Origin of the sequence: uncultured Oxalicibacterium sp., assembly GCF_913776015.1 — a bacterium.
Classification (GTDB): Bacteria; Pseudomonadota; Gammaproteobacteria; order Burkholderiales; family Burkholderiaceae_D; genus Oxalicibacterium.
In genome coordinates this window covers 20,709-44,974 of sequence record NZ_CAJYMD010000053.1, presented here as the reverse complement: position 1 = coordinate 44,974, position 24,266 = coordinate 20,709, and the positions used below count along the sequence as shown (strand labels likewise).

At 54.5% G+C, this 24,266-nt stretch carries 23 protein-coding genes and 1 pseudogene; 12 read left to right on the top strand and 12 right to left on the bottom strand.

Annotation, left to right across the window (positions count from 1 at the left end; translation table 11 throughout):
- Positions 1-9 precede the first annotated feature (9 nt).
- From QZ725_RS09275 to QZ725_RS09260, 4 genes are read right to left on the bottom strand one after another with little or no spacing between them, the layout of a single operon-like run.
- Positions 10-390, bottom strand: coding sequence for a hypothetical protein (locus tag QZ725_RS09275; RefSeq protein WP_293778793.1), 381 nt, complete (start codon positions 388-390; stop codon positions 10-12).
- The gene (locus QZ725_RS09270) at positions 371-2,188 is read right to left on the bottom strand and encodes a hypothetical protein (protein WP_293778790.1); all 1,818 of its coding nucleotides are present in this window, start codon (positions 2,186-2,188) and stop codon (positions 371-373) included. The genes QZ725_RS09275 and QZ725_RS09270 overlap by 20 nt, the downstream gene beginning before the upstream one ends.
- 2 nt (positions 2,189-2,190) lie before the next feature.
- Positions 2,191-3,789: a hypothetical protein gene (locus QZ725_RS09265; RefSeq protein WP_293778788.1), complete on the bottom strand. Its 1,599-nt coding sequence runs from the start codon at positions 3,787-3,789 to the stop codon at positions 2,191-2,193.
- Complete coding sequence (locus QZ725_RS09260) at positions 3,786-4,958, bottom strand: tyrosine-type recombinase/integrase (protein ID WP_293778785.1); 1,173 nt, start codon at positions 4,956-4,958, stop codon at positions 3,786-3,788. The genes QZ725_RS09265 and QZ725_RS09260 overlap by 4 nt, the downstream gene beginning before the upstream one ends.
- 85 nt (positions 4,959-5,043) lie before the next feature.
- Here QZ725_RS09260 and QZ725_RS09255 point away from each other — a divergent pair.
- Positions 5,044-5,637 (top strand): annotated as a pseudogene (locus QZ725_RS09255) (ATP-binding protein); the annotation flags it as partial.
- A 117-nt stretch (positions 5,638-5,754) separates the two neighbouring features.
- On the opposite strand, the gene QZ725_RS09250 reads toward QZ725_RS09255, so the two are convergent.
- Both QZ725_RS09250 and QZ725_RS09245 read right to left on the bottom strand, forming a co-directional pair.
- The gene (locus QZ725_RS09250) at positions 5,755-6,051 is read right to left on the bottom strand and encodes a hypothetical protein (protein ID WP_293778783.1); all 297 of its coding nucleotides are present in this window, start codon (positions 6,049-6,051) and stop codon (positions 5,755-5,757) included.
- Positions 6,052-6,135: 84 nt separating this feature from the next.
- Positions 6,136-6,921 (bottom strand): 5'-3' exonuclease H3TH domain-containing protein, encoded by a 786-nt coding sequence (locus QZ725_RS09245; protein WP_293778780.1) that lies wholly within the window; start codon positions 6,919-6,921, stop codon positions 6,136-6,138.
- A gap of 141 nt (positions 6,922-7,062) precedes the next feature.
- Here QZ725_RS09245 and QZ725_RS09240 point away from each other — a divergent pair, with 141 nt between their 5' ends.
- Both QZ725_RS09240 and QZ725_RS09235 read left to right on the top strand, forming a co-directional pair.
- Complete coding sequence (locus tag QZ725_RS09240; RefSeq protein WP_293778778.1) at positions 7,063-7,614, top strand: hypothetical protein; 552 nt, start codon at positions 7,063-7,065, stop codon at positions 7,612-7,614.
- Between the two features lie 169 nt (positions 7,615-7,783).
- Positions 7,784-8,143 (top strand): DUF1840 domain-containing protein, encoded by a 360-nt coding sequence (locus QZ725_RS09235; RefSeq protein ID WP_293778775.1) that lies wholly within the window; start codon positions 7,784-7,786, stop codon positions 8,141-8,143.
- Between the two features lie 7 nt (positions 8,144-8,150).
- Here QZ725_RS09235 and QZ725_RS09230 read toward each other — a convergent pair whose 3' ends face one another.
- Complete coding sequence (locus QZ725_RS09230) at positions 8,151-8,330, bottom strand: hypothetical protein (protein WP_293778772.1); 180 nt, start codon at positions 8,328-8,330, stop codon at positions 8,151-8,153.
- Here QZ725_RS09230 and rsmB point away from each other — a divergent pair.
- The 6 genes from rsmB to QZ725_RS09200 all read left to right on the top strand — a co-directional run bounded on the left by rsmB (position 8,329) and on the right by QZ725_RS09200 (position 14,247).
- On the top strand, positions 8,329-9,651 hold the full coding sequence (rsmB, locus tag QZ725_RS09225; protein WP_293778771.1) for a 16S rRNA (cytosine(967)-C(5))-methyltransferase RsmB: 1,323 nt from the start codon (positions 8,329-8,331) through the stop codon (positions 9,649-9,651). The genes QZ725_RS09230 and rsmB overlap by 2 nt on opposite strands.
- 111 nt (positions 9,652-9,762) lie before the next feature.
- Positions 9,763-10,278, top strand: coding sequence for a DUF4390 domain-containing protein (locus tag QZ725_RS09220; RefSeq protein ID WP_293778931.1), 516 nt, complete (start codon positions 9,763-9,765; stop codon positions 10,276-10,278).
- 3 nt (positions 10,279-10,281) lie between these two features.
- Positions 10,282-12,594, top strand: coding sequence for an ATP-binding protein (locus tag QZ725_RS09215; RefSeq protein ID WP_293778770.1), 2,313 nt, complete (start codon positions 10,282-10,284; stop codon positions 12,592-12,594).
- Between the two features lie 58 nt (positions 12,595-12,652).
- Positions 12,653-13,390, top strand: coding sequence for a response regulator (locus tag QZ725_RS09210; protein ID WP_293778769.1), 738 nt, complete (start codon positions 12,653-12,655; stop codon positions 13,388-13,390).
- Complete coding sequence (locus tag QZ725_RS09205; protein WP_293778767.1) at positions 13,387-13,755, top strand: GTPase; 369 nt, start codon at positions 13,387-13,389, stop codon at positions 13,753-13,755. The genes QZ725_RS09210 and QZ725_RS09205 overlap by 4 nt, the downstream gene beginning before the upstream one ends.
- Before the next feature lie 234 nt (positions 13,756-13,989).
- On the top strand, positions 13,990-14,247 hold the full coding sequence (locus QZ725_RS09200; RefSeq protein WP_293778766.1) for a DUF3567 domain-containing protein: 258 nt from the start codon (positions 13,990-13,992) through the stop codon (positions 14,245-14,247).
- Positions 14,248-14,385: 138 nt separating this feature from the next.
- Here the strand turns inward: QZ725_RS09200 and QZ725_RS09195 are convergent, their stop codons facing one another.
- On the bottom strand, positions 14,386-14,541 hold the full coding sequence (locus QZ725_RS09195) for a hypothetical protein (protein ID WP_293778764.1): 156 nt from the start codon (positions 14,539-14,541) through the stop codon (positions 14,386-14,388).
- Between QZ725_RS09195 and QZ725_RS09190 the strand changes: the two genes are divergently transcribed.
- Together QZ725_RS09190 and QZ725_RS09185 are read left to right on the top strand one after the other, a co-directional pair.
- Positions 14,540-15,175, top strand: coding sequence for a methyltransferase domain-containing protein (locus QZ725_RS09190; RefSeq protein WP_293778763.1), 636 nt, complete (start codon positions 14,540-14,542; stop codon positions 15,173-15,175). The two genes, QZ725_RS09195 and QZ725_RS09190, sit on opposite strands and share 2 nt — an antisense overlap.
- Positions 15,176-15,289: 114 nt before the next feature.
- Positions 15,290-16,057: a class II glutamine amidotransferase gene (locus QZ725_RS09185; RefSeq protein ID WP_293778761.1), complete on the top strand. Its 768-nt coding sequence runs from the start codon at positions 15,290-15,292 to the stop codon at positions 16,055-16,057.
- Positions 16,058-16,105: 48 nt separating this feature from the next.
- On the opposite strand, the gene cls is transcribed toward QZ725_RS09185, so the two are convergent.
- The 4 genes from cls to def all read right to left on the bottom strand — a co-directional run bounded on the left by cls (position 16,106) and on the right by def (position 22,971).
- Positions 16,106-17,413 (bottom strand): cardiolipin synthase, encoded by a 1,308-nt coding sequence (gene cls, locus QZ725_RS09180; RefSeq protein WP_293778758.1) that lies wholly within the window; start codon positions 17,411-17,413, stop codon positions 16,106-16,108.
- A gap of 11 nt (positions 17,414-17,424) precedes the next feature.
- Complete coding sequence (gene metH / locus QZ725_RS09175) at positions 17,425-21,198, bottom strand: methionine synthase (RefSeq protein ID WP_293778756.1); 3,774 nt, start codon at positions 21,196-21,198, stop codon at positions 17,425-17,427.
- Positions 21,199-21,402: 204 nt separating this feature from the next.
- Positions 21,403-22,350, bottom strand: a complete 948-nt coding sequence (gene fmt, locus QZ725_RS09170; protein ID WP_293778754.1) for a methionyl-tRNA formyltransferase — start codon at positions 22,348-22,350, stop codon at positions 21,403-21,405.
- A gap of 87 nt (positions 22,351-22,437) precedes the next feature.
- Positions 22,438-22,971 carry a peptide deformylase gene (gene def / locus QZ725_RS09165; RefSeq protein ID WP_293778752.1) on the bottom strand — a complete coding sequence of 178 codons (534 nt, stop codon included), beginning with the start codon at positions 22,969-22,971 and terminating at the stop codon, positions 22,438-22,440.
- 176 nt (positions 22,972-23,147) lie between these two features.
- Here def and QZ725_RS09160 point away from each other — a divergent pair, with 176 nt between their 5' ends.
- Complete coding sequence (locus tag QZ725_RS09160) at positions 23,148-24,239, top strand: LysM peptidoglycan-binding domain-containing protein (protein WP_293778750.1); 1,092 nt, start codon at positions 23,148-23,150, stop codon at positions 24,237-24,239.
- Positions 24,240-24,266 lie beyond the last annotated feature (27 nt).

The following is a 24,266-nucleotide window of genomic DNA, read 5'->3' as shown; positions in this document are numbered from 1 at the left end:
CCCGCGCTGCTACTTATTTTTAGATCTGAGGGATTTTATTTCGGCACGCAACAACTCATTCTGTTGAGACTGGCGTCTTAATTCGAGATTTAGCTCAACGCAGATATACCTCAGTGCTTTTATGGTTCTCTGCAAGTGTGCCGCTTCATTTGTTCTTCTCACCTTAGGAGACGCGACCTTAGCCGTAAAACTTCCTAACTGTTTAATTTTTTCCAGTAGATCTGGATGATGCGCATACAGCGTCGCTCGACTGACGGCAGCCTGCCTGCACAATTCAACGATAGATATACCTACACCAGGATTATTTGACGTATGCACCAGAAAAGCGGCTTCGAGGCGCTGCCTTACGTTGAGAGAAATACCGGACTTGCTACCGAGATTTTTTTTCATTTTTCTTAACCAAACTGCTCAAAATCTGTTTGGTGAAATCGAACTGCCTTTCCACTACTCTACGTGTTTGATCAGGCAGCATTTCCTTCCGCAAAAACCCTTCTTGCTGCTCATAACGTCGCTCCCACCAAGCTGAGTAGGCCTTAGTTACAGCGAAGTTCTTACAAGATGCACACACAGAGGGTGAGCGACGCTCAGCATTTGGTCCAACCTCGCTCCCGCCACACATGGAAAGATCTTTTGCATATACACAGTATCCCCAATCACAGGGAGCAAGAACAACTCCGTCTTGAATGAGTTGATCTACCATGTTTGTCAAAGCTGCTTTGCCATTGAAACTACTTTGCGCCTGCCGAAACTTCATCAGCTTATCTCCAGCTTTGCCTCCAATCACAGTTGCATTGAGCAAATCGGTTAAGCCCTCCCTCATCTCCCTCTGGTTCTCATCGCGCAGTAAATCTTCTAAATCAAAATCGGTGCCAACATATGATCGATCTAATACTGCCGTATATAGATGCCCGTAGTGATAAGCTAGTGACTCGAGCGCACTTTTGTCGCGTAACGCAACAAAGCGGGCAAAGGTTTTTCTAGCCCTATGTGCATGGAATTGTGCCGGTGTAAAAGATGCTATATCGACTCTTTTTGCGATGAAGTGTCTCAACAGGTGGTTCGCCTCCATACCGCTCATTTGAGTAAAAGTACAAGAATGCGTTATTGCCGAACTTCCTCCAGGCCGCTTTAAAAACAACGGTGTATTTATAGCGTTGCCAGATAGAGGGCGAGAAAGCTCCTTGACGAAATTAATTGCATCAACGGCCGGCGAAGCCAGAATCCATTTCCTAGCCATTCCCTTCTTCTTACCTGCTATACCGTTGACATACCAATATTTTTCTTTGTCAGAATGAGAGATCAGCTCAAGGCATTTACGACGCAAAGATAGAACTTCGCCAATTCTCATTCCACTGAATAATAATATGACAAGCAAAGATGCACCCAGTGCACTGCGTACTAGTTCTATGTAATCCGAAGAGAAATTATGATTTTGTGGAAAAACAATTTGTCTAACCCTGGTCCCTTCATCAGAACTTTCAATTCCTTTATATAATTTTTTAGACAGCATTGCCCTTTGGCTTTTAGATACACCAACCCATTTCCTTCTTTCCCTGCGACACACGCTTTCTATCGAAAGAATTAGTGGGTAGTGCTTTTGCCAGTCTAAAGCCGTTGAGAGCATTTTTATCGCATCTGACATTGCAACAGGCTTCCAGCTCTCAATCACCTTGCATTGAGAAATTATTTGCGTAATTTCTGGAATCCCTTTAGGTGAAAATTTGAGTGCTGAAGTGTATCGGTCGCGAAGTATCCATAAGGTCTCTAGAAAGGTCACATATTCTGCGATCGTTCTGTCGGTTACCACACGGGATTCGTCACGGCGCAGAGGACTTTTGCGTTTTAATCTAGACTCCAGAAACGCTAGTGCATCTTGCTCACTGATCAAGTTGAATCGCCAAATGTTTCTGGCCACCATCCAGCGAACTAAGCACCTTAGTTTTTGGAAAGTTACTTGAACCGTCCCAGGACTCAATCTTCCAACACGTGACTCGGATAACAGAATCATTTCAAACATCAACTCTTTTGTACTCCTTTTCAAATACTCTCGTTGATGTTTTGTTCCATTAGAGGCCGTCCCAAAGAGAGACTCCCAGTTAACTGTCAATATTCGACCTGGATATAGAGGGTGCGGCCATAATCGCCAGGTTTTACTTCCCTTATACGAAATCGTACCGGCACCAATCATACTTATTCCAGTTCGGGAAACGCCCATTGTTTTTTTATTTGCTGTGCTACCTTCATCACCTCCGAGGCAACAAATGGCAATAGCTTCTGCTCGATTGCATCTAAAGTAGGTTGATATAGCATCCGAAATCTCGGTAGCCGGCCTTGATTAATAAATGCATCTTTTGAACTCAAAAGATGATCGCGTGCAGCCAAAAGCTTTGAAACAATCGAAGGATCGTCTAGCGGCACAAGTGCGCCTGGACAGGTTGCGCACCGAAAAAAATGGTCGCAAGGCCCTTTACTTCCGTGAGAATCTCCATATCCGTTGAAAGGATTCGAACACAGAAATCCAAATACGGTTTGTGCAGATACAGATGACATCTCAGGCGATGAGGCAGTTGCGAGCGTTGAGGCTAACACCAACTCATTTAAAGCTGCTTGGCTTTGCGCAATAAACTTATTATGATCAAATGCGCGATCGTTTAGGCTCGTGTAATTAGCAGTAGTAGCGACTGACTTGTGATTCAACCTATTTTTAGCGGCAAGAATAGATCCGCCAGCTTGATGATGTAGTCTCGCATTTGTTTTTCGGAGATCTACAAAATCGAAGTCTGGGAGCTCATGTACCTTAATGAAATTTGTTAGATAGTTGTGCCAAGACTGCGCACTTGGAATCTTGACTACCCTTCCATTTGAGCACGCGATAAACAACCTATCCTTAAAGTCACCTGCCCTCGGGACTAGTCGCTCATTTAGCGCTTTCAACCTTCTAACTAAAGAGGGTGCCGAATTCCATTTTTTTGCTGGAAAATCTACTCTCTGGAATTTTTTAGCCCGAGGCTTTTCCCACGCTATCCACTCTCTATCGTCTCGCAAGGGATTCGCTTCTATACAGTTTCGCCGCAGGTCTGCCGTTGAGTGGGGATTCCCAGCAATTTGAAGTTGTATGGCTAAGTAAAAAGGCAGTAAGTCCTCATTGGAAAGAAAGACGTATCTACTCAACTCTCGTAGACCGCCAGCCTCCAACACTCGTCGAGCTAAGCTCTCACCACTAGTGCCGATTGCTCGTTGAGTTGGAAAATTGCCTTGACCAAGCTCGAGTAGCCTATTCACGAGCTTGGTCTTAGGATTGGTTAAATCCGTAAGCTCAACACTAGCAACCTGCAAACGCTTCTCGATATTCTCAATATCACTCAGTGCGCAGTTAAGTATCTTCTCCGCAGTCTTCTCATCAATTTCCGCACGTCTAGCTGGGGGTTGACGAGGAAAACTTCGAACATCAAGGGTCAAGGGGCCGTCAATTGCATTGCTACGATTGCGACTCACCCAAGAAATTACACTTCTTACGCTATTGAATAGAGACTGCTTCGTTGAGCCACAAAGAACTTGTGGTGCAAGCCAATCATAGAAAATAGAAACAATGTTTTTGGGCAATGCATCGGTATGTGCCAGTCCATTCTGGACCATACATAACGCAAGTTTTCTTAAACAACGCCAGGTTTGCGCTTGGGTAGTTTTAGCTTGGTGACCGCATAGCGCTCGATGCGCCTCGATGAGAGCTTTATTTATTTTTTTAGATAGACCAAGCGATCTAGTGTTGAAGGGGATGAGGCGACTCATTTTTTCATCCCTGGAGAGATTCCATATCCGTATAAAAATTGAAGCGCTTTCTCAACAGCTGGCGAAGTAATCTCCAAACTTCGCAGATAAATGTCTGTCGTTTGCAAAGAAGAATGGCCCATAAGTATTTGCAGAACTTTTAGGGAGTTGAAATTGCCATTCTTAGTAGAAGATTCCTCCAGAATTTTTAACGCGGTAATAGCAAAAGTATGACGCAACCCATGAAACGTAGCCTTACAGTCAACTAGATCGGCGGCTTTACGAAACTGCTTAGACAACGTTGTCCGATTTACCGGAGTTCCAGAGCTATTCAGGAAAACATAACTCTCTGCTCCTGGGATAGGTTCTGGTCTTTCAGTGGCCACATACCAGAAGGTTTCATTCAATAACTGTGGGACGACATAGATGCTTGTTCGCTTCCCACCTTTTCTATCTACACGCATCTCATGTAAAGATTTTTGCGAGATATCTGACTGCGGCAATGACCTTAGCTGCAGGTTACATATCTCAAAACGTCTTAACCCAGTGGCGATACCCCACTTGAACATGAGCCTATACAAAGGTGAGAGCATCGACACTAAGCTTGCCAACACATCCGGGCCAACTGGAATCGGAATGCGACTGCTAATCCTTGGGCCTAAAATGGATGGTTTCAAGGGATTGAAAACCGATCTTGAATTCGGCCGATATGACGACGCACTCGCTCCGCACATTTCTACTTGCTTCCCAAACCGACTTTTTGACCACCCCTCCTTGTGGCTCCAAACTACGAATTGAACTGCGACCGTCAATCGCAAAGCAATCGTTGCTGAAGATAAGGAATATGGAAATTGTTTGGACAGAAAAAGCCGAAATTGTTGGATTTCAGCTTCACTGACATCTAAATGAGGTATGTTTTCGCATGCTAGAAAATCAAGCCATACGATTAAAGATTCCGCATAAGAGCGAACAGTATCCCCAACTACGCTTCTGCTTTTTGATGCCACATATCCGAGATATGCGGTAGCTGACCATTCTATGTCGTCATGCTCATTAATCACGAGCGACATCAAACTGAGATTTTGGAAGCGGCGAGGGAATTCATGATTGTTCAGCCTCAAACACTTAAGCTCAGCGTCGATCTCTTTTGCCAAGGCCGATGGACGAAATGAAACTATTTTGAACTTCATATCATTCCTCATGCTGGACTTAGGAGCTACGACTTTAATACTAAAACTCGTCGACGTAACACAGACAGACAATTGCGGGAACCTAATACCCGAATTTCACCGCTCGGTACTGGAGGTTTTGCGCGAACCACTCGAATCCGGCCAGATCACGATTTCGCGTGCAGCACGACAGGCGGACTATCCCGCACGCTTTCAGTTGATCGCCGCCATGAACCCCTGCCCATGCGGCTACCTCGGCCATCCGGCCAACAAATGCCGTTGCACGCCCGATCAGGTCGCGCGCTATCAAGGGCGTATTTCCGGCCCGTTACTGGACCGCATCGACATGCAAATTCAGGTGGGTGCCTTGCCGCACGACGAGTTAATGAAGGAAAGCGATGGCGAACCGTCCGCCACGATCGCGCAACGCGTGGAAAACGCGGCAACAATGCAGATACAACGCCAGGGAAAACTCAATCATTTGCTGGGCAGCAGCGAAATCGATCGTTATTGCCAGCCGGACGAGGAAGGCGAACAGCTATTGCGACAAGCCATGGTACGTCTGCACTGGTCGGCGCGCGCCTATCATCGTGTGCTGAAAGTCGCACGCACCATTGCCGATCTTGCCGGGGAACCCCGCGTTCGTCGCAACGATGTCGCGGAAGCCATTCAGTATCGCCGTGCGATGCGGGAGCAATAGCACAGCGAACAGAAATTTGGTGTCGTTACTACGTTTACGGGTGTGGTTCGCCACTTGCGACAGAGTGTTTAGCCGCAACTGTATGCGCAAGCTTTATAACTGTGCGAAAAAATCACCTTATTTAATTGCAGGTGCCTCGGCGATTTCAGGCCGGCCTTTGGGATACGGATGCAGGCAGTACACGCTGCCGGTTTTTCCCTGCATATGTGCTTGCGGATAGGTGCCATCAATTCGATACAGAATATGTTTGGCGAAGACAACACGATCACCATTGATGACCGGGTCTTTTAAGCCACTCTTTTTCAGACAGGCTTTACTGGTGCGGTCATAGAGCGCATTCCAGGCCCCTTCCGAGGAAGCCCACGCACCGCTGGTAATCGCCGCCAGCGTCAGCAACAAGAACGTTTTTTTCATGCCTACTCCTTGCCGTTTCCGATAATGCATGGAGCCGTCGTCAAGACACGAAGTTCCATGCAGGACATCAAGAAAAGAGATCGATCACGCCATGTCTGCTGCATCAAAAGCCAGCATATTCCACGTAACGCCCAAGCGCACATCCGTTTTCAGCGCCACCAGTTGTCGCGAGAGCGCCAATTGCGCCGCGCCCTGCCGCAAACGCTCTCCCATGGCATCCTTGAGAATGCCTGCGCCAGCCATGATGTGCTCGATGTCACCATAGCTTTGCAACAGCTTGGCGGCCGTCTTGATGCCAATCTTGCGCACACCGGGAACACCATCGGTCGCATCGCCAGTCAACGCCAGCAAATCGGGCAACTGTTCAGGCGGCACACCGAATTTGCTTTCCACCCAGGCGCGATCATGCCACTCGTTGCGAAAGTGATCCCACAGCAAGGCGCCGTATGCAATCAGGCCATGCAGATCCTTGTCTGTCGAAGCGATGATGGCATCGCCTCGCTCTTCATCCAGCCAGCGCATGACACACGTTGCAATGACATCGTCGGCTTCCACATCGGAAATGACGACGCTGTGCACACCCCATGCTGCCAAGCGTTCGCGAAATGCGGCCAGACCATTCTGCAACGCTTCCGGCATGGGCTCTCTCTGCTCGCGATAGGAAGGATGCAAAGCATGCCGCCAGGTCGCTCCGCCCGCGTCGAACGCGGCCAGCACATGTGTTGGCTGATGGGTATGCAAGAGCTTGCGAAAAGAGGACAGCGCATGCCGCAAGGCACTGTCGGCTCGCGCAACCGGATCAGGCTCGTCATTCGCCTCGTAGACACGGCGCACAATATTGAGCGCATCGATTGCAAGCAGTTTTCCCATCGGTCCTGTCGTCGGTCTTTTATTGGCTTGAATGACAAGTAAAGAATTCTACGCGCCCCGCCTCGACATGCAAGGCCATCGGTGTACCATGATGGCGTCAACCTTTCGGTATTTTCGCCCTCTCACCATACGCAAGACATCATGCAGATCACGTCGCCATCGTTTCTGTTCGTCGCTGTTGCCTTCGCCCTGACCGCATGCTCACCGCATCTGGATTGGCGCGACGTGCATGTACAGGAAGGCGCCTACTCGATCGCAATGCCTGCTACACCGACCGGCGCGACACGCGATATCAATCTGAACGGACGACAAGTCAGCATGAACATGACGGCAACCGAAATCGATGGCATCACGTTTGCCGTCGGCACGGCCGTATTGCCGGATGCAGGCAAGGCACAAGCAGCCTTGGCCGATATGCAAACCGCCTTGGTGCGCAATATAGACGGCTCACTGACAAACGAACGTACCCTGACCATGCCGTTCGATCCGAATGGCAGCAAAGGCACGCTCGCCGTGTATGCAATCGAAGCGCAGGGACGTGCCTCGCCAGCAACCGACAATCAGCCACGCACCCTGCATGCGCGCTTCTTCGCGCGCGAGAACCGTGTCTATCAGATCGTCGTTACCGGCGCAAAAGACAAGGTCACGAAGGACATGACCGATGTCTACTTCTCTTCCTTCAATTGGAACTGAACGGAACCGCACGAAGTTTCCCGCTGTCTATTCTTCACATCGCCGCATGAACGAAAACATGTCGCGATATGCGAGTGAATCGATGCTCGCTGCACGATGCGGGTAGTGCTATTGCGCTGCAGAAAATCGTGATATCTTTTAATCACGCTTATAAAACAAGGAGGCGCTCATGCTAGTCACATTCAAATCCAGGGCCAGTGCGGAAGTTGTCATGTATGAAGCACACGCCAACCGGATTCTCGATCTCCTGCATAAAGATCACAAGCGTGGCGTTATTACCGCAGAAGAAACTGCCAACGCCATCCGGATTCTCGAATCCGAAATCAAGACTTCCAAGGCACATGAAGCTCATGCCGCGTCCGAAGCCATCCAGCGCGACATCGTCACGCATCATGGCGAACATGGCGATGACAACGAACATGAACAACCTGAAACCGTTACCTTTTCGTCGCGCGCATTCCCTCTTCTGGAAATGCTGAAAGCCGCCAACAAGGAAAATCAGGATGTGTTGTGGGGTGTGCTTCCTTAAGCGTACATTATTCATGTGAAGAAAATGTGAGGCGAAGCATTACCTCAAACGGCACGCCAAGGCGTGCCGTTTTCTTTTCATGCACAACCAAGCGAGATCGCACGTCAGCAGCATTGACCGTTACAATGGCTGCCGTCCCGATTTTCACGACAGACAAGTTTTTCTTGCTGTCGAACACCGAGCCCATGTCGTCAACCGCATCACCACTTCCCTTCGATTCCCTGGCTTTCAGTCTGCATTGCGCTGCGCAAGCCATTGCTGCCGTTGGCGCGGGTGTGGCGCTGCCGCAGGCACTGGACAAGGTATGGCGGCAGACTTCCGCACCACCACAGGCTCGTGGTGCCAGCCAGGATCTGTCCTTCCATACGATGCGCAACATGGGCCGCGCCGAAGCCTTGCTCAACAGCATGACATCGCGCCAGACCGAACCGGCCGTGCTTCATGCCCTGCTGTGCTGCGCGTTGGGTCTGTTATCCGATGACGAACAAAATGATGGGCCGCACTACAACGCTTTCACGCTGGTCGATCAGGCGGTAACGGCGGCGGCATCCGATACCACGATGGCGCATGCCAAAGGCATGGTCAATGCCATTCTGCGGCGCTTCCTGCGCGAACGCGATGCCTTGATGAAAGAGGTACTGCGCACACCGATTGCGCGCTACAACTATCCAACGTGGTGGATTGATCGCTTGCATTCGGCCTATCCCGGTCGCTGGCAAACCATGCTGCATGCCGGCAATCACGCACCGCCCCTGACACTGCGCGTCAATCGCCGCCATCTGACCGCGCAGGATTATCTGCACCGCCTTGCCGCACAAGATATCGCCGCAACGCAAATCGGACCGGACGCCATCCGGCTCGCGCTGGCAACGCCAGTGCAGGCGATTCCCGGTTTCGCCGAAGGCTGGGTGTCCGTACAGGATGCCGCCGCACAACTGGCTGCCGATTTGCTGGATGTACAGGATGGCATGCACGTGCTGGACGCCTGCGCCGCCCCCGGCGGTAAGACCGGCCATATTCTGGAACAGGCCGATTCGCAGGTACTGGCGCTGGATCACGATGCGCAACGCCTCAAGCGCGTCGAGGAAAATCTGCAACGTCTGGGATTGCATGCCACGCTGAAGCAGGGCAATGCCGCTTTCACCGACTGGTGGGATGGCACATGCTTCGATCGCATTCTGGCCGATGTGCCCTGTACTGCTTCCGGCATCGTGCGTCGGCATCCGGATATTCGCTGGCTGCGGCGCAAGACCGATACAGTGCAACTGGCTGAAGTGGCGCGCGACATTCTCGACAACCTTTGGCAGATGCTCAAGCCGGATGGTAAATTGCTGTTTGTGACCTGCTCGGTATGGCCGCAGGAATCGGAACAGCAGGCGGCTGCGTTTGCACAACGCCATTCGGATGCGATGCGCCTGCCAGCACCCGGCCAGCTTTTGCCGACCGCGACGGATGAACAGGATCACGACGGCTTGTTCTACGCGCTGTTTCAAAAAACGGCGTCATGATTTCTCGCCAAAGACAAACCCCTATATCGGCCCACACGGGCCATCCATAGCGTGAAAAGCCGACGAACCTTTTCTTCCTTCCTGCTGTGCGCGCTCCTGCTGCTGACTTGCATGCTGCCGCTATCTGCTGCCCATGCGGATGGCGTCACGGTTCGCGATGTGCATCTCGAAAATTCGGAAGAAGGCTATCGGCTGTCGGCAGCATACGACCTTGAACTCAATCGGGGCCTCGAAGACGCCCTGGCGCGCGGTATCCCTCTGTATTTCACCACCGAGGTCGAAATCATTCGTCCGCGCTGGTTGTGGTTCGATTCCAAGGAAGTGTCGCGCACGCAAACCGTGCGCATTTCCTATAACGTGCTGACACGCCAATACTATGCCGCCATGACCGGCCGCATTCATCAGAGCTTCACTTCTCTGGACGACGCGCTCTCCATGGTACGTCGCCCGAATCGCTGGCTGGTGGCCGATCAAAATACGCTCAAGCCCGGCGAGACCTATGAAGTTGCCGTACGCATGCAACTCGATGTTGCCCAATTGCCGAAGCCGTTTCAGGTCCATGCGATGAACAGCAGCGACTGGCGCCTTTCCTCCGACTGGCAACGCTTTACCTTTAAGGCGGAGTAGGGTGTGACGAGGCTGCTACGCTATTTGCTGGTTGTCGGTGGCGCCGTCGTCAGCATCATGCTGTTCCTGCTGGCATCGGCCTCCGAAAATTCCAATCTCTTCGAACGCAATTATCCTTGGCTGCTGATCCTGAATGCCGTGGTGGCGGCGTCGCTGCTCGGCCTGGTTGGCCTGTTGCTGTTCCGACTCTACAAGCGCTACCGCGCCGGCAAATTCGGCTCAAAGCTGATGGCGCGACTGGTGATGCTGTTTGCGCTGATCGGCATCTTGCCGGGTGTGCTCATCTATACCGTTTCGGTGCAATTCGTCTCGCGCTCGATCGAGTCATGGTTCGATGTGCGGGTGGAATCGGCGCTTGAGGCCGGCCTCAACCTTGGGCGCTCGGCGCTGGATTCATCGTTACGCGAATTGCAGGGCAAGGCGCGCAGCATGGCACTCGAACTGTCCGACATGTCCGATGCCACGCAGATCACACAACTGTCGCGCATGCGCGATCAGAACCTGATTCAGGACGCCCTGATCGTGACCAGCACCGGGCAGATGGTTGCCAGTTCGGGTTCACAACTGAATTCCCTGATGCCCGATTTTCCGACCTCGGAAATGATGCGCCAGGCACGCCTGACGCGCAGTTACGGCGTCATCGAGGGCACCAACGAGTTCCAGGATGGCAACAGCGCCGTCAACGCGCCCAACACCATCACCGCACCGGCTGCGCATTCGCCGAGTCTGCGCTTGCGCGTGCTGGTGGAAATCCCGGTTTCGTCACGAGCCTGGTCGCTGCAAACCGAACAACGTTATCTGCAACTAATACAACCCGTACCGGAACAACTCGCACAGAATGCGGAATCGCTACGCGTCGCCTACAGCGAATATCAGGAACGCTACCTCGCGCGTACGGGCTTGCGAAAGATCTATATCGTCACGCTGACGCTCACCTTGCTACTGGCGATCTTCGGCGCGATTGCGGCAGCCTTTCTGATCGCTGGTGATCTGGCCAAACCGCTGTTGCTGCTGGCCGAAGGCACCAAGGCGGTGGCTGAAGGTAATCTGTCGCCACGTCCGATCGTCGCCAGTTCCGATGAACTCGGCACACTGACCAAATCGTTCAACACCATGACGCGTCAGCTTTTCGATGCACGTGCCTCGGTCGAACGCAATCGCGCCGAACTGGAATCGGCCAAGGCGTATCTGGAATCGGTACTGGCCAACATGTCGGCCGGCGTGATGGTGCTGGATCGTCATTTCCATCTCGTTACCTGCAACGAATCGGTCGAACGCATCCTGCAGCACGATTTTTCGCAATACATCGGCAAGCCGCTGCAGGAGATTCCGGGTCTCGAACACTTTGCGCAAGTCATCACGCAATCGTTCTCGACGCTGAGTGCACGCACCGCTGCCGGCAATGTCGATGCAAATCTGCATTGGCAGCATCAAGTCGACATTCCGCGCCGCAGCGGTGGCAGCAACGAGGCCGACAACGACATCGTGTTGCTGGCACGTGGCTCGCGCCTGCCGGCAATTCGCGAGAGCGGTTATGTCGTCGTGTTCGATGATATTTCGGATGTCATTTCCGCCCAGCGCTCGGTCGCCTGGGGCGAAGTCGCGCGTCGCCTAGCGCACGAGATCAAGAATCCTCTGACGCCAATCCAATTGGCTGCAGAACGCCTGCACATGAAGCTCGACGGCAAGCTCGACGAAAGCAATGCGCAGATACTCGAACGCAGTACGGAAACCATCGTCAATCAGGTCGCGGCGATGAAGCGCATGGTCGATGATTTCCGCGACTATGCACGCACGCCGCCGGCCGTGCTCTCAGCGCTGGACCTGAACGCACTGATCGAGGAAATCCTGCATTTGTACCTGGCTGGCGATGGTGCCGACATCATCCATGCTTCGCTGGCCGATGGCTTGCCGCAGGTGATGGGCGATGCCACGCAATTGCGCCAAGTGATTCACAACCTGCTGCAAAATGCACAAGATGCCGTCGCCGAGAAAGCCAATCATGATCGTGCGGTCAACGGCGAGGCCGCCCCGCGCATTGATATCATTACTGAAGAAATTCACTATCGCAGTGCGGATGGCGCCGTCAGCAATGCCGTGCAATTGACCATTACGGATAACGGCCCGGGTTTTGCTTCCAAGATTCTGGCGCACGCATTTGAACCGTACATCACTTCCAAACCACGCGGCACCGGTCTTGGGCTGCCGATGGTGAAAAAAATCGTCGAAGAACACGGCGGACGTATCGATGTACGCAATCGCACCGATGGGACAGGTGCAAGAGTGGCAATTTTGCTGTTAAAGTTATCTTCCTGAGAGCAACAGCCATAGAAGCGCCGGGAATGCACGCAAGACAATCGAAGAGGACAAACTGATGGCCAATATCCTTGTTGTTGACGATGAGATGGGAATCCGGGAATTGCTGTCCGAAATTCTCGGCGATGAAGGGCATGTCGTCACCACGGCCGAAAATGCACATCAGGCCCGCGTGGAACGCGCCGCAACCAAACCCGATCTCGTATTGCTGGATATCTGGATGCCGGATACCGATGGCGTTACGCTACTGAAGGAATGGCAACGCGATGGCTTGCTGACCATGCCCGTCATCATGATGTCCGGCCATGCCACCATCGATACCGCCGTCGAAGCAACACGCATCGGTGCGCTCAATTTCCTCGAAAAACCGATTTCGCTGCAAAAGCTGCTCAAGGCCGTGCAACAGGGACTTTCGCGCGGACAGGAACCAGCGCGTTCTGCCATGCCGCCAGTACGCGCACCGATCGCACAAACTGCCGACACCGCGCTGCAAGTACGCCATGTGACGACCGACAGCAGTCCTGCGCCACAACCCTTGCCCGTGTATGCAAGTGCTACCGCATCTGCGCCCGCGGCATCGGGGCCGGACATGCACTTTTTCACGGCCTCCTTCGAACTGCCCTTGCGCGAAGCGCGTGATGCCTTCGAACGCGCGTATTTCGAACATCATCTGGGCCGTGAAGGCGGCAGCATGACGCGCGTGGCAGAAAAAACAGGGCTTGAACGCACTCACCTCTATCGCAAACTCAAGCAATTGGGTGTCGAACCAGGAAAAGCTTCCAAGCGGGGCGTATGATCCCTGTCACGATCGTGACAGGCGGCCGTGCTGCCGATCGCGAAGCCGCCATTCAAGCCAGACTCGATCCTGCGCTTGTCACAGCCGTCATCATCGAAGGCTTGCCGGACGGCACCACGCGGCTCGATGTTCAGAGCTCTACCCAACCGCCTCACCTCCAACTGCAACGCATCGCACCCGGCTGTCTGTGCTGCACCGGCAATCTGGTCATGCGCGTCACCCTCAACCGGCTTTTGCGCAGCAAACCCGCCCAGTTGTTCATTGCCATCTCGAATGCCAGCCACCTGCCACAGTTGCGCGCAGCGCTCGGCTCACCGCCCTACGATACGTGGCTGAGATTGCACGAAGATATGGTATTGCCATAAGGAAACAGCAACTTTCTTCCCGTTTTTGCTGTCTCTTGCATGAAGGCGCATGAAAATTTGTGACAAGGCACCCTTCTTGCTCAACCTTTTGCGTCTTCAACCGTTAATCAAGGCAAGAAGCAAGAGAAGACGAAAGCTGTATGCATGCACGTAGGCAATCTTGAAATTCTGCATTCAAGGGCCATGTTCCTAACAACGCGATCGCTCTGATCGTGACAGCAACGGGAGAATGTTATGAATCTGATTTATAACAGCGAGCAGTACAGCGTCGTGGAGTTTGGTGTTGATGATGATATGGATGCGCTGCGATTTGGCGGCTATGAAATCATGGACAAACCGGCAAAACGCGAAATCTTCATCGCCGGTCCAATGGCCGAACTGTTCAGGCAAAACGTGCGCGAGCTGATCGCCAGCGAACCAACACAGGAAGAGATCGATGACTTTCTGGGTTCGTATGACATGATGATGAATCATCCGACAACCTATCACTGATAGTGCTCCTGCTTCACCGCAACGAGCAAGATGGATCGGTCGTTGCAAACCGTTTCACATTAACTGTATGGCCTGCACCTAGTCGACGCCCGACACTCGTGTCACAAGCGTTTCACGAGCTGCGCTAGACTGATGGCTTCAAGTCGGATTTATCTGCTCTTGCTTGCTGTTCCATCGCGGTGAAATGCCTGCATGTTCGGCAACGATCATGCAGGCATTTCTGTTTTCAGCGTCTTGTTTGCTTCGCTCCATGTTTGCCAATTCCTCTTCTATCACCAGCAGCCAGACTGGCATGCATGAACAATTGGGCGATCTCGTCGCCCGCCATGCCGCACACGTTTTCCAAAAGCCCATACTGGAATACAACCGCAACGCCTTCCTGCATAGCCTGCAGGCATGGCAAGCGGCGGGCAGCAAGCCTCTGATCCTCGATACCGGATGTGGGGTCGGCCTGTCCACCCTGCATCTGGCCCAAGCTTTCCCCGATCATTTCGTCATCGGTATCGACCAGTCAGCCGATCGCCTGTCGCGACACACGCATTGGGAAGGCGAACTACCCGTCAATCAGATTCGTGTACGCGCCGATCTCGTCGATTACTGGCGCCTGCTGCATGCAGAACGCATTGCCCCGGCACGGCAATATCTGCTGTATCCCAATCCGTGGCCCAAGATCGGCCATCTGGCGCGGCGCTGGCATGGGCATGCCATTTTCCCGACGATTGTCGCGCTGGGCGGTGCCATCGAATGTCGCAGTAACTGGCACATCTACATTGATGAATTTGCCGCAGCACTCACGCAACTTGGCGGCGTATCCGTACAAGCCGAACCTTACCTGCCACTACCGGCGATCACGCCATTCGAAGCCAAATACCTGGCTTCCGGCCACGGGCTCTGGCGTTGTCGTGTGCAATTGCCGGCAACGTTCTGATGCAGCACCTCCCTCAACTGTACATAGCGAATCACGAGCATCCATAACATGCAATGCGCCTGCAGATCGTGATACTGTGTGTGCCGTTTTCCCGCCATCTTTTCGTATTCCGCCATGTGCCAGCTGCTCGCAATGAATTGCAATGTCCCGACCGATATCGTGTTCAGTTTCACGGGATTCGCAACGCGCGGCGGCGGTACAGACCATCATGCGGATGGCTGGGGCATTGCGTTTTTTGAGGGGGCAGGCGTTCGACATTTCGTCGATCACGAAGCGGCCGTGCGCTCACCGATCGCCAACCTGATTCGCAACTACCCGATCAAGTCCAAAAACGTGATTGCGCATATCCGCAAGGCGACACAGGGCAGGGTAGCGCTGGAAAACTGCCACCCCTTCGTGCGCGAACTGTGGGGCCGCTATTTCGTCTTCGCCCACAATGGCGACCTGAAGAATTTCACGCCCGAATTGAATGGTCCGTATCAACCGGTCGGCACCACCGATAGCGAAGCGGCTTTCTGCTACATCCTGCAGGAACTGCGTCGTCGCTTTGACGATGCCTTGCCGATGCTGCCCGAACTCACCGCCACCATTGCCGAGCTGGCAAAAGAAATCGCCCAACACGGCACCTTCAACATGATGCTGTCGGACGGCTCGGCGCTGTTTGCACACTGCTCGACCAACTTGCATTACATCGTGCGCAAGTACCCGTTTGCCGAAGCTGTACTCAGCGATGAAGACATGAAGGTGGATTTTTCCGAAGTGACGACGCCCAACGACCGCGTCGCCATCATCGTCACCGAACCGCTGACCACCAACGAAACCTGGACTTCGTTCAAGGCGGGTGAACTCAAGGTCTTCATCGACGGCTTGCCGCAGGACTAAACGGGTACTACGCCAGCATAACGTCGAAAATTCTGCTGGCAACCTTGCCTACAGCAACGGCCCCAGCCACGATGCAATGCGCTCGTGCACCTTCTCGCTGAACGGCCGGTTTTGCCATTCTTCATACGTGATGCGATGCGCGTGGCGTAGATCGTCTTCAAACACCTTGATCTGCTCGGCGGCAAATGCCGCGTTGTAGATATTCAGATTGGCTTCATCGTTCAGCCGGAACGAACGATCGTCGAAATTGGTGGAGCCGACCGAGACCATCAAGCCATCGACGATCATGACCTTGCAGTGATACATGGTCGGCTCGTATTCGTAAATCTCGATGCCGGCCTGTAGCAACTCGCCCCACATGCCGCGCGACGAACGTCGCACCACATCCACATCCATATGTTCACCGGGCACGATGATCTGCACCTTCACGCCGCGTTTGGCGGCATCGATCAGTACACGGCGCGTCATGTCATCCGGCACGAAATACGAAATGGAAAGATGTAGCGTCTTTTGCGCCGCCGTCATCGACATGAGATACATGAGCCGCATGCTTTCGCTGCCGCCCTGTGGCGAACTGCTGAACATTTGCGCGTGATGGTCGCCCACCGCTTCCAGTGGCGGGAAATAATCGGGACCGTCGAGCACCTCGCCCGTGGTCTTGATCCAGTTATCGATGGCGACCGCCTGCATCTGCGCCACCACCGGCCCTTCGACGCGATAGTGCGAATCTCGCCAGTGATCCGGGTCTTGTGCATTGCCGGTCCACTGGCCGGCAATGCCGACACCACCCGTGAAACCGATCTTGCCATCAACTACCAGCAACTTGCGGTGCGTGCGATTGTTGATGCGCGCGACGTTGTACCACTTCAGCGGATGGTATTTGCGCACCTCGACACCAGCCTGTTCCATGATGTCGAGATAGGATTGCTCCATCTTGCTGCTACCGACCCAATCGATCAGCACATGCACCTTGACGCCGGCACGCGCACGCTCGGCAAAGGCTTCGGCAAATTCCTTGCCGATCGCTTCGGACCAGTAGATATAGGTTTCGAAATTGATGGATTTCTGTGCGCCGCGAATCGCTTCGAGCATGGCCGGGAAGATTTCCTCGCCATTGATGAGCGCCTGCGTGCGGTTGCCGTGGACGATTGCCGGACCAAGCAGCGCGCCCATGCTGCGCTCGAACTGCGGATCGTCAATGGAATACAGACGCGGAATCTCTTCCTGCACCTTTTTCTGTCCCATCGAGAAATTGAGGAACAACAGAACGACCGCCAGTGTCGCCACGACGCTGCCGAGGATAATCAGGAATTTGCTTTTCTTGCTGCGATCTTTCCAGATTATTCTCGTGCGCATGGTCTATATCGTCATAAATTGGGAGCCAGCCAGCGCTCCACATCGTCCTTGGAAACCCCGCGTCGCTCGGCCATGTCGGTCACCTGATCGTCGCCGATCTTGCCCACCACGAAATACTTGGCTTGCGGATGGGCGAAGTAGAAACCGGACACAGCAGCACCGGGGAACATCGCAAAGGAATCGGTCAGCATCATGCCGATCTCTTCCGCCTTCAGCACCTTGAACATATCGGCCTTCACGGTATGTTCGGGACAGGCCGGATAGCCAGGTGCCGGACGAATGCCGAGATAGGCTTCCTTGATCAATTCCTCATTGCTCAGCTTTTCGTCTGCCACGTAGCCCCACAGATCGGTCCGCACGCGTTCATGCAGATACTCGGCAAAGGCTTCGGCCAGACGGTCGGCCAGCGACTTGAGCATGATCGACGAATAATCGTCGTGCGCATCCTCGAATCGCTTTTCATACTTCTCGATGCCCAGACCGGCGGTCACCGCAAACAGGCCGATGTAATCGGCCACACCCGATGCCTTGGGTGCAATGAAGTCGGATAGGCATTGATTGGGCCTTTGTACCCCGTCGACGACCGGTTTGACTGTCTGTTGCCGCACACCGTAATACGTAAAGGCAACTTCCTTGCGCGACTCGTCGGTATAGACCTCGATATCGTCGTCATTGACAGTATTCGCTGGCAGCAGGGCGATCACGCCATTGGCGGTCAACCAGCGGCCATCAATGACTTTCTTGAGCAATGCCTTGCCTTCTTCGAAAACTTTGGTCGCGGCTTCACCGACAACTTCATCCGTCAGAATTGCAGGGAAAGGGCCGGCCAGATCCCAGGTCTGGAAGAAGGGGCCCCAGTCGATGTAGCGCGCAATGGTCGCGAGATCGACATTACGGAATTCGCGGCGACCGATGAACTTCGGCTTGACCGGTTTTTCGGCACCTTCGAACGACAGTTGCATGCGATTTGCACGCGCCTCAGCCAGCGTCAGCAGCGGCGTCACCTTCTTGTTGGCGTGCTGCTCGCGGATACGTTCGTAATCGGCAGCAATTTCAGCAATATAGGCATCGCGCTGTTCTGGTGTCAGCAAGGATTGTGCGACCGAGACGGAACGCGACGCATCCGGCACATACACCACCGGGCCTTCGTAATTGTTGGCAATCTTGACCGCCGTATGTGCACGGCTAGTCGTCGCACCACCGATCAGCAACGGCATGCGCAGACCACGGAAATATTCATCGCGCTGCATTTCCTTGGCGACGTAAGCCATCTCTTCGAGCGATGGTGTGATCAGACCGGACAAGCCGATGATGTCGGCATTTTCTTCCTTCGCCTTGGCGAGGATCTCTGCGCACGGCACCATCACGCCCATGTTGACGACTTCAAAGTTGTTACATTGCAGGACCACCGAAACAATGTTCTTGCCGATGTCGTGCACGTCGCCCTTGACGGTCGCAATGACGATCTTGCCCTTGGGCTTGGACACCACGCCGGTTTCGATTTCGAGTTGGCGCTTTTCTTCCTCGATGAAAGGAATCAGATGTGCCACGGCCTGCTTCATCACGCGCGCGGATTTGACAACCTGCGGCAGGAACATCTTGCCCTGACCGAACAGATCGCCGACCACGTTCATGCCATCCATCAGCGGGCCTTCGATCACGTGGATCGGACGGCCGCCGTTATGCAGCAATTCCTGCCGCGCTTCTTCGGTATCCTCGACGATCCATTGCGTAATGCCATGAACAAGGGCGTGCGACAGGCGCTGCTGCACCGTGCCGGCACGCCATTCGAGCGTGGCTTCTTCCTTCTTGTCGCCAGCCTTGAGTGTGGCGGCAATTTCGATCATGCGTTCGGTCGCATCTTCCCGACGATTGAGTACCACGTCTTCGACACGTTCACGCAACTCGGCCGGCAAATCGTCGTACACGCCGACCATGCCGGCGTTGACGATACCCATCGTCATGCCGGCCTTGATGGCGTGATACAGGAACACTGTGTGAATCGCCTCACGCGCAGGATCATTGCCGCGGAAACTGAAGCTCACGTTGGACACACCACCGCTGATCTTTGCGCGTGGCAGGTTTTCCTTGATCCAGCGCACCGCGTTGATGAAATCGACCGCGTAGTTGTTATGTTCTTCGATACCGGTTGCGACAGCAAAGATGTTCGGATCGAAGATGATGTCTTCCGGCGGGAAATTCAATTCGTTGACCAGCAGCCAGTACGCTCGACCGCAAATCTCGATCTTGCGTTCGAAGGTATCGGCCTGGCCTTTTTCATCAAAGGCCATGACGATCACCGCCGCACCGTAGCGCTGGCACAGGCGCGCCTCGTGCAGAAATTTTTCTTCGCCTTCCTTCATCGAGATCGAGTTGACGATGGCCTTGCCCTGCACGCATTTCAAGCCGGCTTCGATCACATTCCATTTCGACGAATCGATCATGATCGGCACGCGCGCGATATCCGGCTCGGAGGCGACAAGATTCAGGAAACGCGTCATGGCCGCTTGCGAATCCAGCATCGCTTCGTCCATGTTGATATCGATGACCTGCGCACCGTTCTCGACCTGCTGGCGTGCGACAGCCAATGCCTCGTCGTATTGCTCGTTGATGATCAGGCGCGCAAACGCTTTCGAGCCTGTGACGTTGGTGCGTTCGCCGACGTTGACGAACAGCGATTGATCATCGATGACGAACGGCTCCAGGCCGGACAGCTTGAGCGTCGGTTCGATCTCCGGCATCTTGCGCGGCGCAATCGACTTGACCGTTTCGGCAATCGCACGAATGTGATCGGGCGTGGTACCGCAGCAGCCGCCGGCAATGTTGACGAAACCGCTGTTGGCAAAATCTTCCAGCAGCGAAGAGGTGACATCCGGCGTTTCATCGAACCCGGTATCGCTCATCGGATTCGGCAAACCCGCATTCGGATAAATGCAGACGAAGGTGTCAGCAATCTTCGACAATTCTTCCGCATATGGGCGCATCAACGCGGCCCCCAACGCGCAGTTGAGGCCAACCGTCAACGGGCGCGCATGACGAATCGAATGCCAGAAGGCTGGCACGGTCTGGCCCGAGAGAATGCGGCCCGACGCATCGGTGACAGTGCCGGAAATCATGATTGGCAGGCGCTTGCCCGATTCCTCGAAGAACTGGTCGATCGCGAACAAGGCTGCCTTGCAGTTGAGCGTATCGAAAATGGTTTCCACCAGCAGCACATCGGCACCGCCTTCGACCAGCGCGCGCGTCTGTTCCAGATATGCCGTCGCCAGTTGGTCGAAGGTCACGTTGCGCGCGCCCGGATCGTTGACGTCGGGCGAGATCGAAGCCGTCTTCGGCGTCGGGCCGAGCGCACCGGCCACGAAGCGCGGCTTGTCGGGTGTCGAATACTTGTCGCAGGCAGCGCGCGCGAGCTTGGCCGAGACCACGTTCATCTCGTAGGCCAGATGCGCCATGTGGTAATCGTCCTGCGCGACCGTGGTGGCACCGAAGGTATTGGTTTCGATCAGATCGGCACCGGCGGCCAGATACTGTTCGTGAATCGTGCTGATGACATCGGGCCGCGTCAGCGACAGCAATTCGTTATTGCCCTTGACAAACAATTCGCGTCCTTCCGGCACCGCAACACCGGCTGCTGCCAGATCGGCAAAGCGCGTGCCGCGATAATCTTCCTCGGTCAGCTTGTACTGCTGAATCATGGTACCCATGGCGCCATCCAGAATCAGGATGCGCTTGGCCATCAATTCGCGCAGGAGGACTTCGGTATCGGAAGGAGCGGTTTTCATCATCGTTTCTCTGGCAATGTCATGGCGGCATCAAATGCAAAAAACCCGGCCTGCAGTCGGACCGGGTTTCGCACCAACGCCGCTTTAGCAGTATTTGGATGAACGGCACGTTGCCGTCCTGCGCCCGCAAGCTGGTTTGATCTGTTCAATCAAATCGGCGCAAAGGCAAAATTATACGTGAAATCAAGGATTTGCCGCCATCTGCCATTAGCAGAATTGACCGCCTTCCAGCGGAAACCCCTTGAGAAATTCAGCCGCTGGCAAACGCTTGCCACCGGGCTTCTGCAATTCCGTCACACGCAATGCGCCCTCGCCACACGCAACCAGCACACCATCCTGCGCATTTGCGGCAATCACCTGGCCCGGTTGCCAGTCGCCGCAGGCCACAGCTTCGGCGCGCCAGAACTTGACTGCCGTGCCGTCGAAATCGGCCGATGCGCCAGGAAACGGCATGAACGCGCGAATCTTGCGCGCCAGTACTGCTGCCGGCTGCGTGAAATCAAGCGCAGCTTCTTCCTTGGCGATCTTGGCGGCATAGTTGGCACCGTCAGGCTGCGGCGTTGCCGTGAGCGGCCCATTTTCCATCTGGCGCAAGGTATCGACGATCATCTCGCCACCCAACGCGGCCAGCTTGTCGTGCAGGCTGGCAGTCGTATCGTCAGCCGCAATCGGCAGGGCGCGCATGGACAGCATCGGGCCGGCATCCAGGCCCAACTCCATTTGCATAATGGTCACGCCGGTTTCCGCATCGCCAGCTTCGATCGCGCGATGAATCGGTGCCGCACCACGCCAGCGCGGCAACAGCGAAGCATGAATGTTGATACAGCCCAGTGGAGGAATATCGAGCACCGATTGCGGCAGGATCAAGCCATAGGCGGCCACCACCATCACATCGTGCGGCGTATTGCGTAACAGCGCATGCGCCTCGGCCGCCACCTCGGCATACTTGCCATCGAGTCGCAGCGAGACTGGCTGTGCCACCGGAATACCATGCGCAACGGCAAACTGCTTGACGGAAGATGCCTGCAATTGCATGCCGCGTCCGGCAGGGCGATCGGGTTGCGTAAGAACCAGCGGAATCTCGAAGCCGGATTCATGCAAAGCAGCGAGAGCGACGGCGGCGAATTCCGGCGTACCGGCAAAAATGATTTTCATGATGGCAATCGCATCCGCAGAAATGAAAATGAAAACGGGCGACCGCGCCTGTTTCTTCGCGTCGCCCGCTCGATGCAAGGAAGTCGTTCAGCGTGACGCTGTGCGCTGTGCACTGCGCGCCAGTTCGCGCTCTTCCTTGACAAGTTTGGTCTTGATGCGATTACGCTTGAGTGGCGACAGGTATTCCACGAAGACCTTGCCCAGCAAGTGATCCATCTCGTGCTGAATGCAGACCGCCAGCAAGCCATCGGCATCGACTTCGAATGGCTGACCGTCCACATCCCAGGCACGTACCTTGACCCGTGCCGGACGTTCGACCCCATCGTAAATGCCGGGCACCGACAGGCAGCCTTCGTCGTAGACTTGCTTTTCTTCGCTGGCCCACAGGATTTCAGGGTTGATATAGGCGCGCAACTGATCGTGCGCTTCCGAGGTATCGATGACGATCACTTGCTCATGCACATCGACCTGCGTCGCCGCCAGGCCGATGCCTGGCGCGTCGTACATAGTTTCGGCCATGTCCTCGACCAGCTTCTTGATGCGCGCATCAAACACGGTCACCGGTTTGGCAACCTTGTGCAGACGCGGATCGGGATATCGCAGGATAGGCAGTAAAGACATACGGGCTTTTGCGCAACAGGGTAATGAAGGGTTGACGGGCTTTCTTGCTGTTTCAACAGTTTGTGTGCAGAATTTGATTCACCACGGCAAGTTTTTCGACGAGGATGCTCGTTCGATACCTGCAGCAGCACACGACTCAAATGGCGTCAGAATTGGTCGAAACAACCGGACACACCATGAAAAATTTTAGCACAGCTGCCCTTCTCCTCGTACTTGCCTCCGCCTTCGTTCCTACAGCCCAAGCCCAGACCAGCACCGACGCCAATGTGGCACGTTGCGCCTTCCGCGCCGATGCGCCGGACCGTCACGTGGTCGTGCGCGGCGATACGCTGTGGGACATCTCGGGACGTTTTCTCGAAAAACCTTGGTGCTGGCCACAGGTTTGGAACCTGAATCGCGACCAGATTCGCAATCCGCACTGGATCTATCCGGGGCAGATCGTCTATTTCGATCGCGCCCAAGGTCGCCTGCGCATCGGTGACGGTAGCGCAAGCGCCGCAGACGGCGCGACAGCGACCGTACGCCTGTCTCCCCGCATTCGTAGCGAAGAAGCTGGCAATCAGGCCATCGCGTCGGTATCGCTGCGCGAGATCGGCCAGTTCCTGACCGAGCCGCTGATTGTCGATGCCGATGAACTGGCCGGCACGCCGCGCATCGTCGCCACACGTGAACAGCGCGTCGTCGTCGGCAATGATGACACGGCGTATGTACGCGGCGATCTGGGCGACAACAAGGAATTCCGCGTCTTCCGCTCCGGCAAACCGCTCAAGGATCCTTCGACCGGCAAGGTGATCGGCTACGAAGCCGCCTTCCTCGGCACCATGCTGCTCAAGCGCACCAGCACCGAAGAAAACCAGCCGCATACCTTCGTCGTCACCAGCGTCAAGCAGGAAATGGGCGTGGGCGATCGCCTGCTGCCGATCGAACCGACACCCTTTATCAACTATGTGCCACATCCACCTGCACAGCCACTGCAAGGGCAAATCGTCTCGATTTACAACGGCGTTTCACAAGCCGGGCAGAACCAGATTGTCACCATCAATCGTGGTCGCAACGATGGCCTCGACATTGGCACCGTGCTGGAATTGCAGCGTTTGGGCCGCACCATGCGTGACCGCACCAGCACTGAAAAGGAAACCATCAAGCTGCCGGATGAACGTTATGGCCGATTGTTCGTTTTCCGTGTCTTCAACAACATCAGCTATGGGCTGGTGTTGCAGGTACGCGATACGGTGCAGGTTGGCGACGTCGTCAGCTCGCCTGAATAAGCGACACGGATGATCGCCTACCCGCGC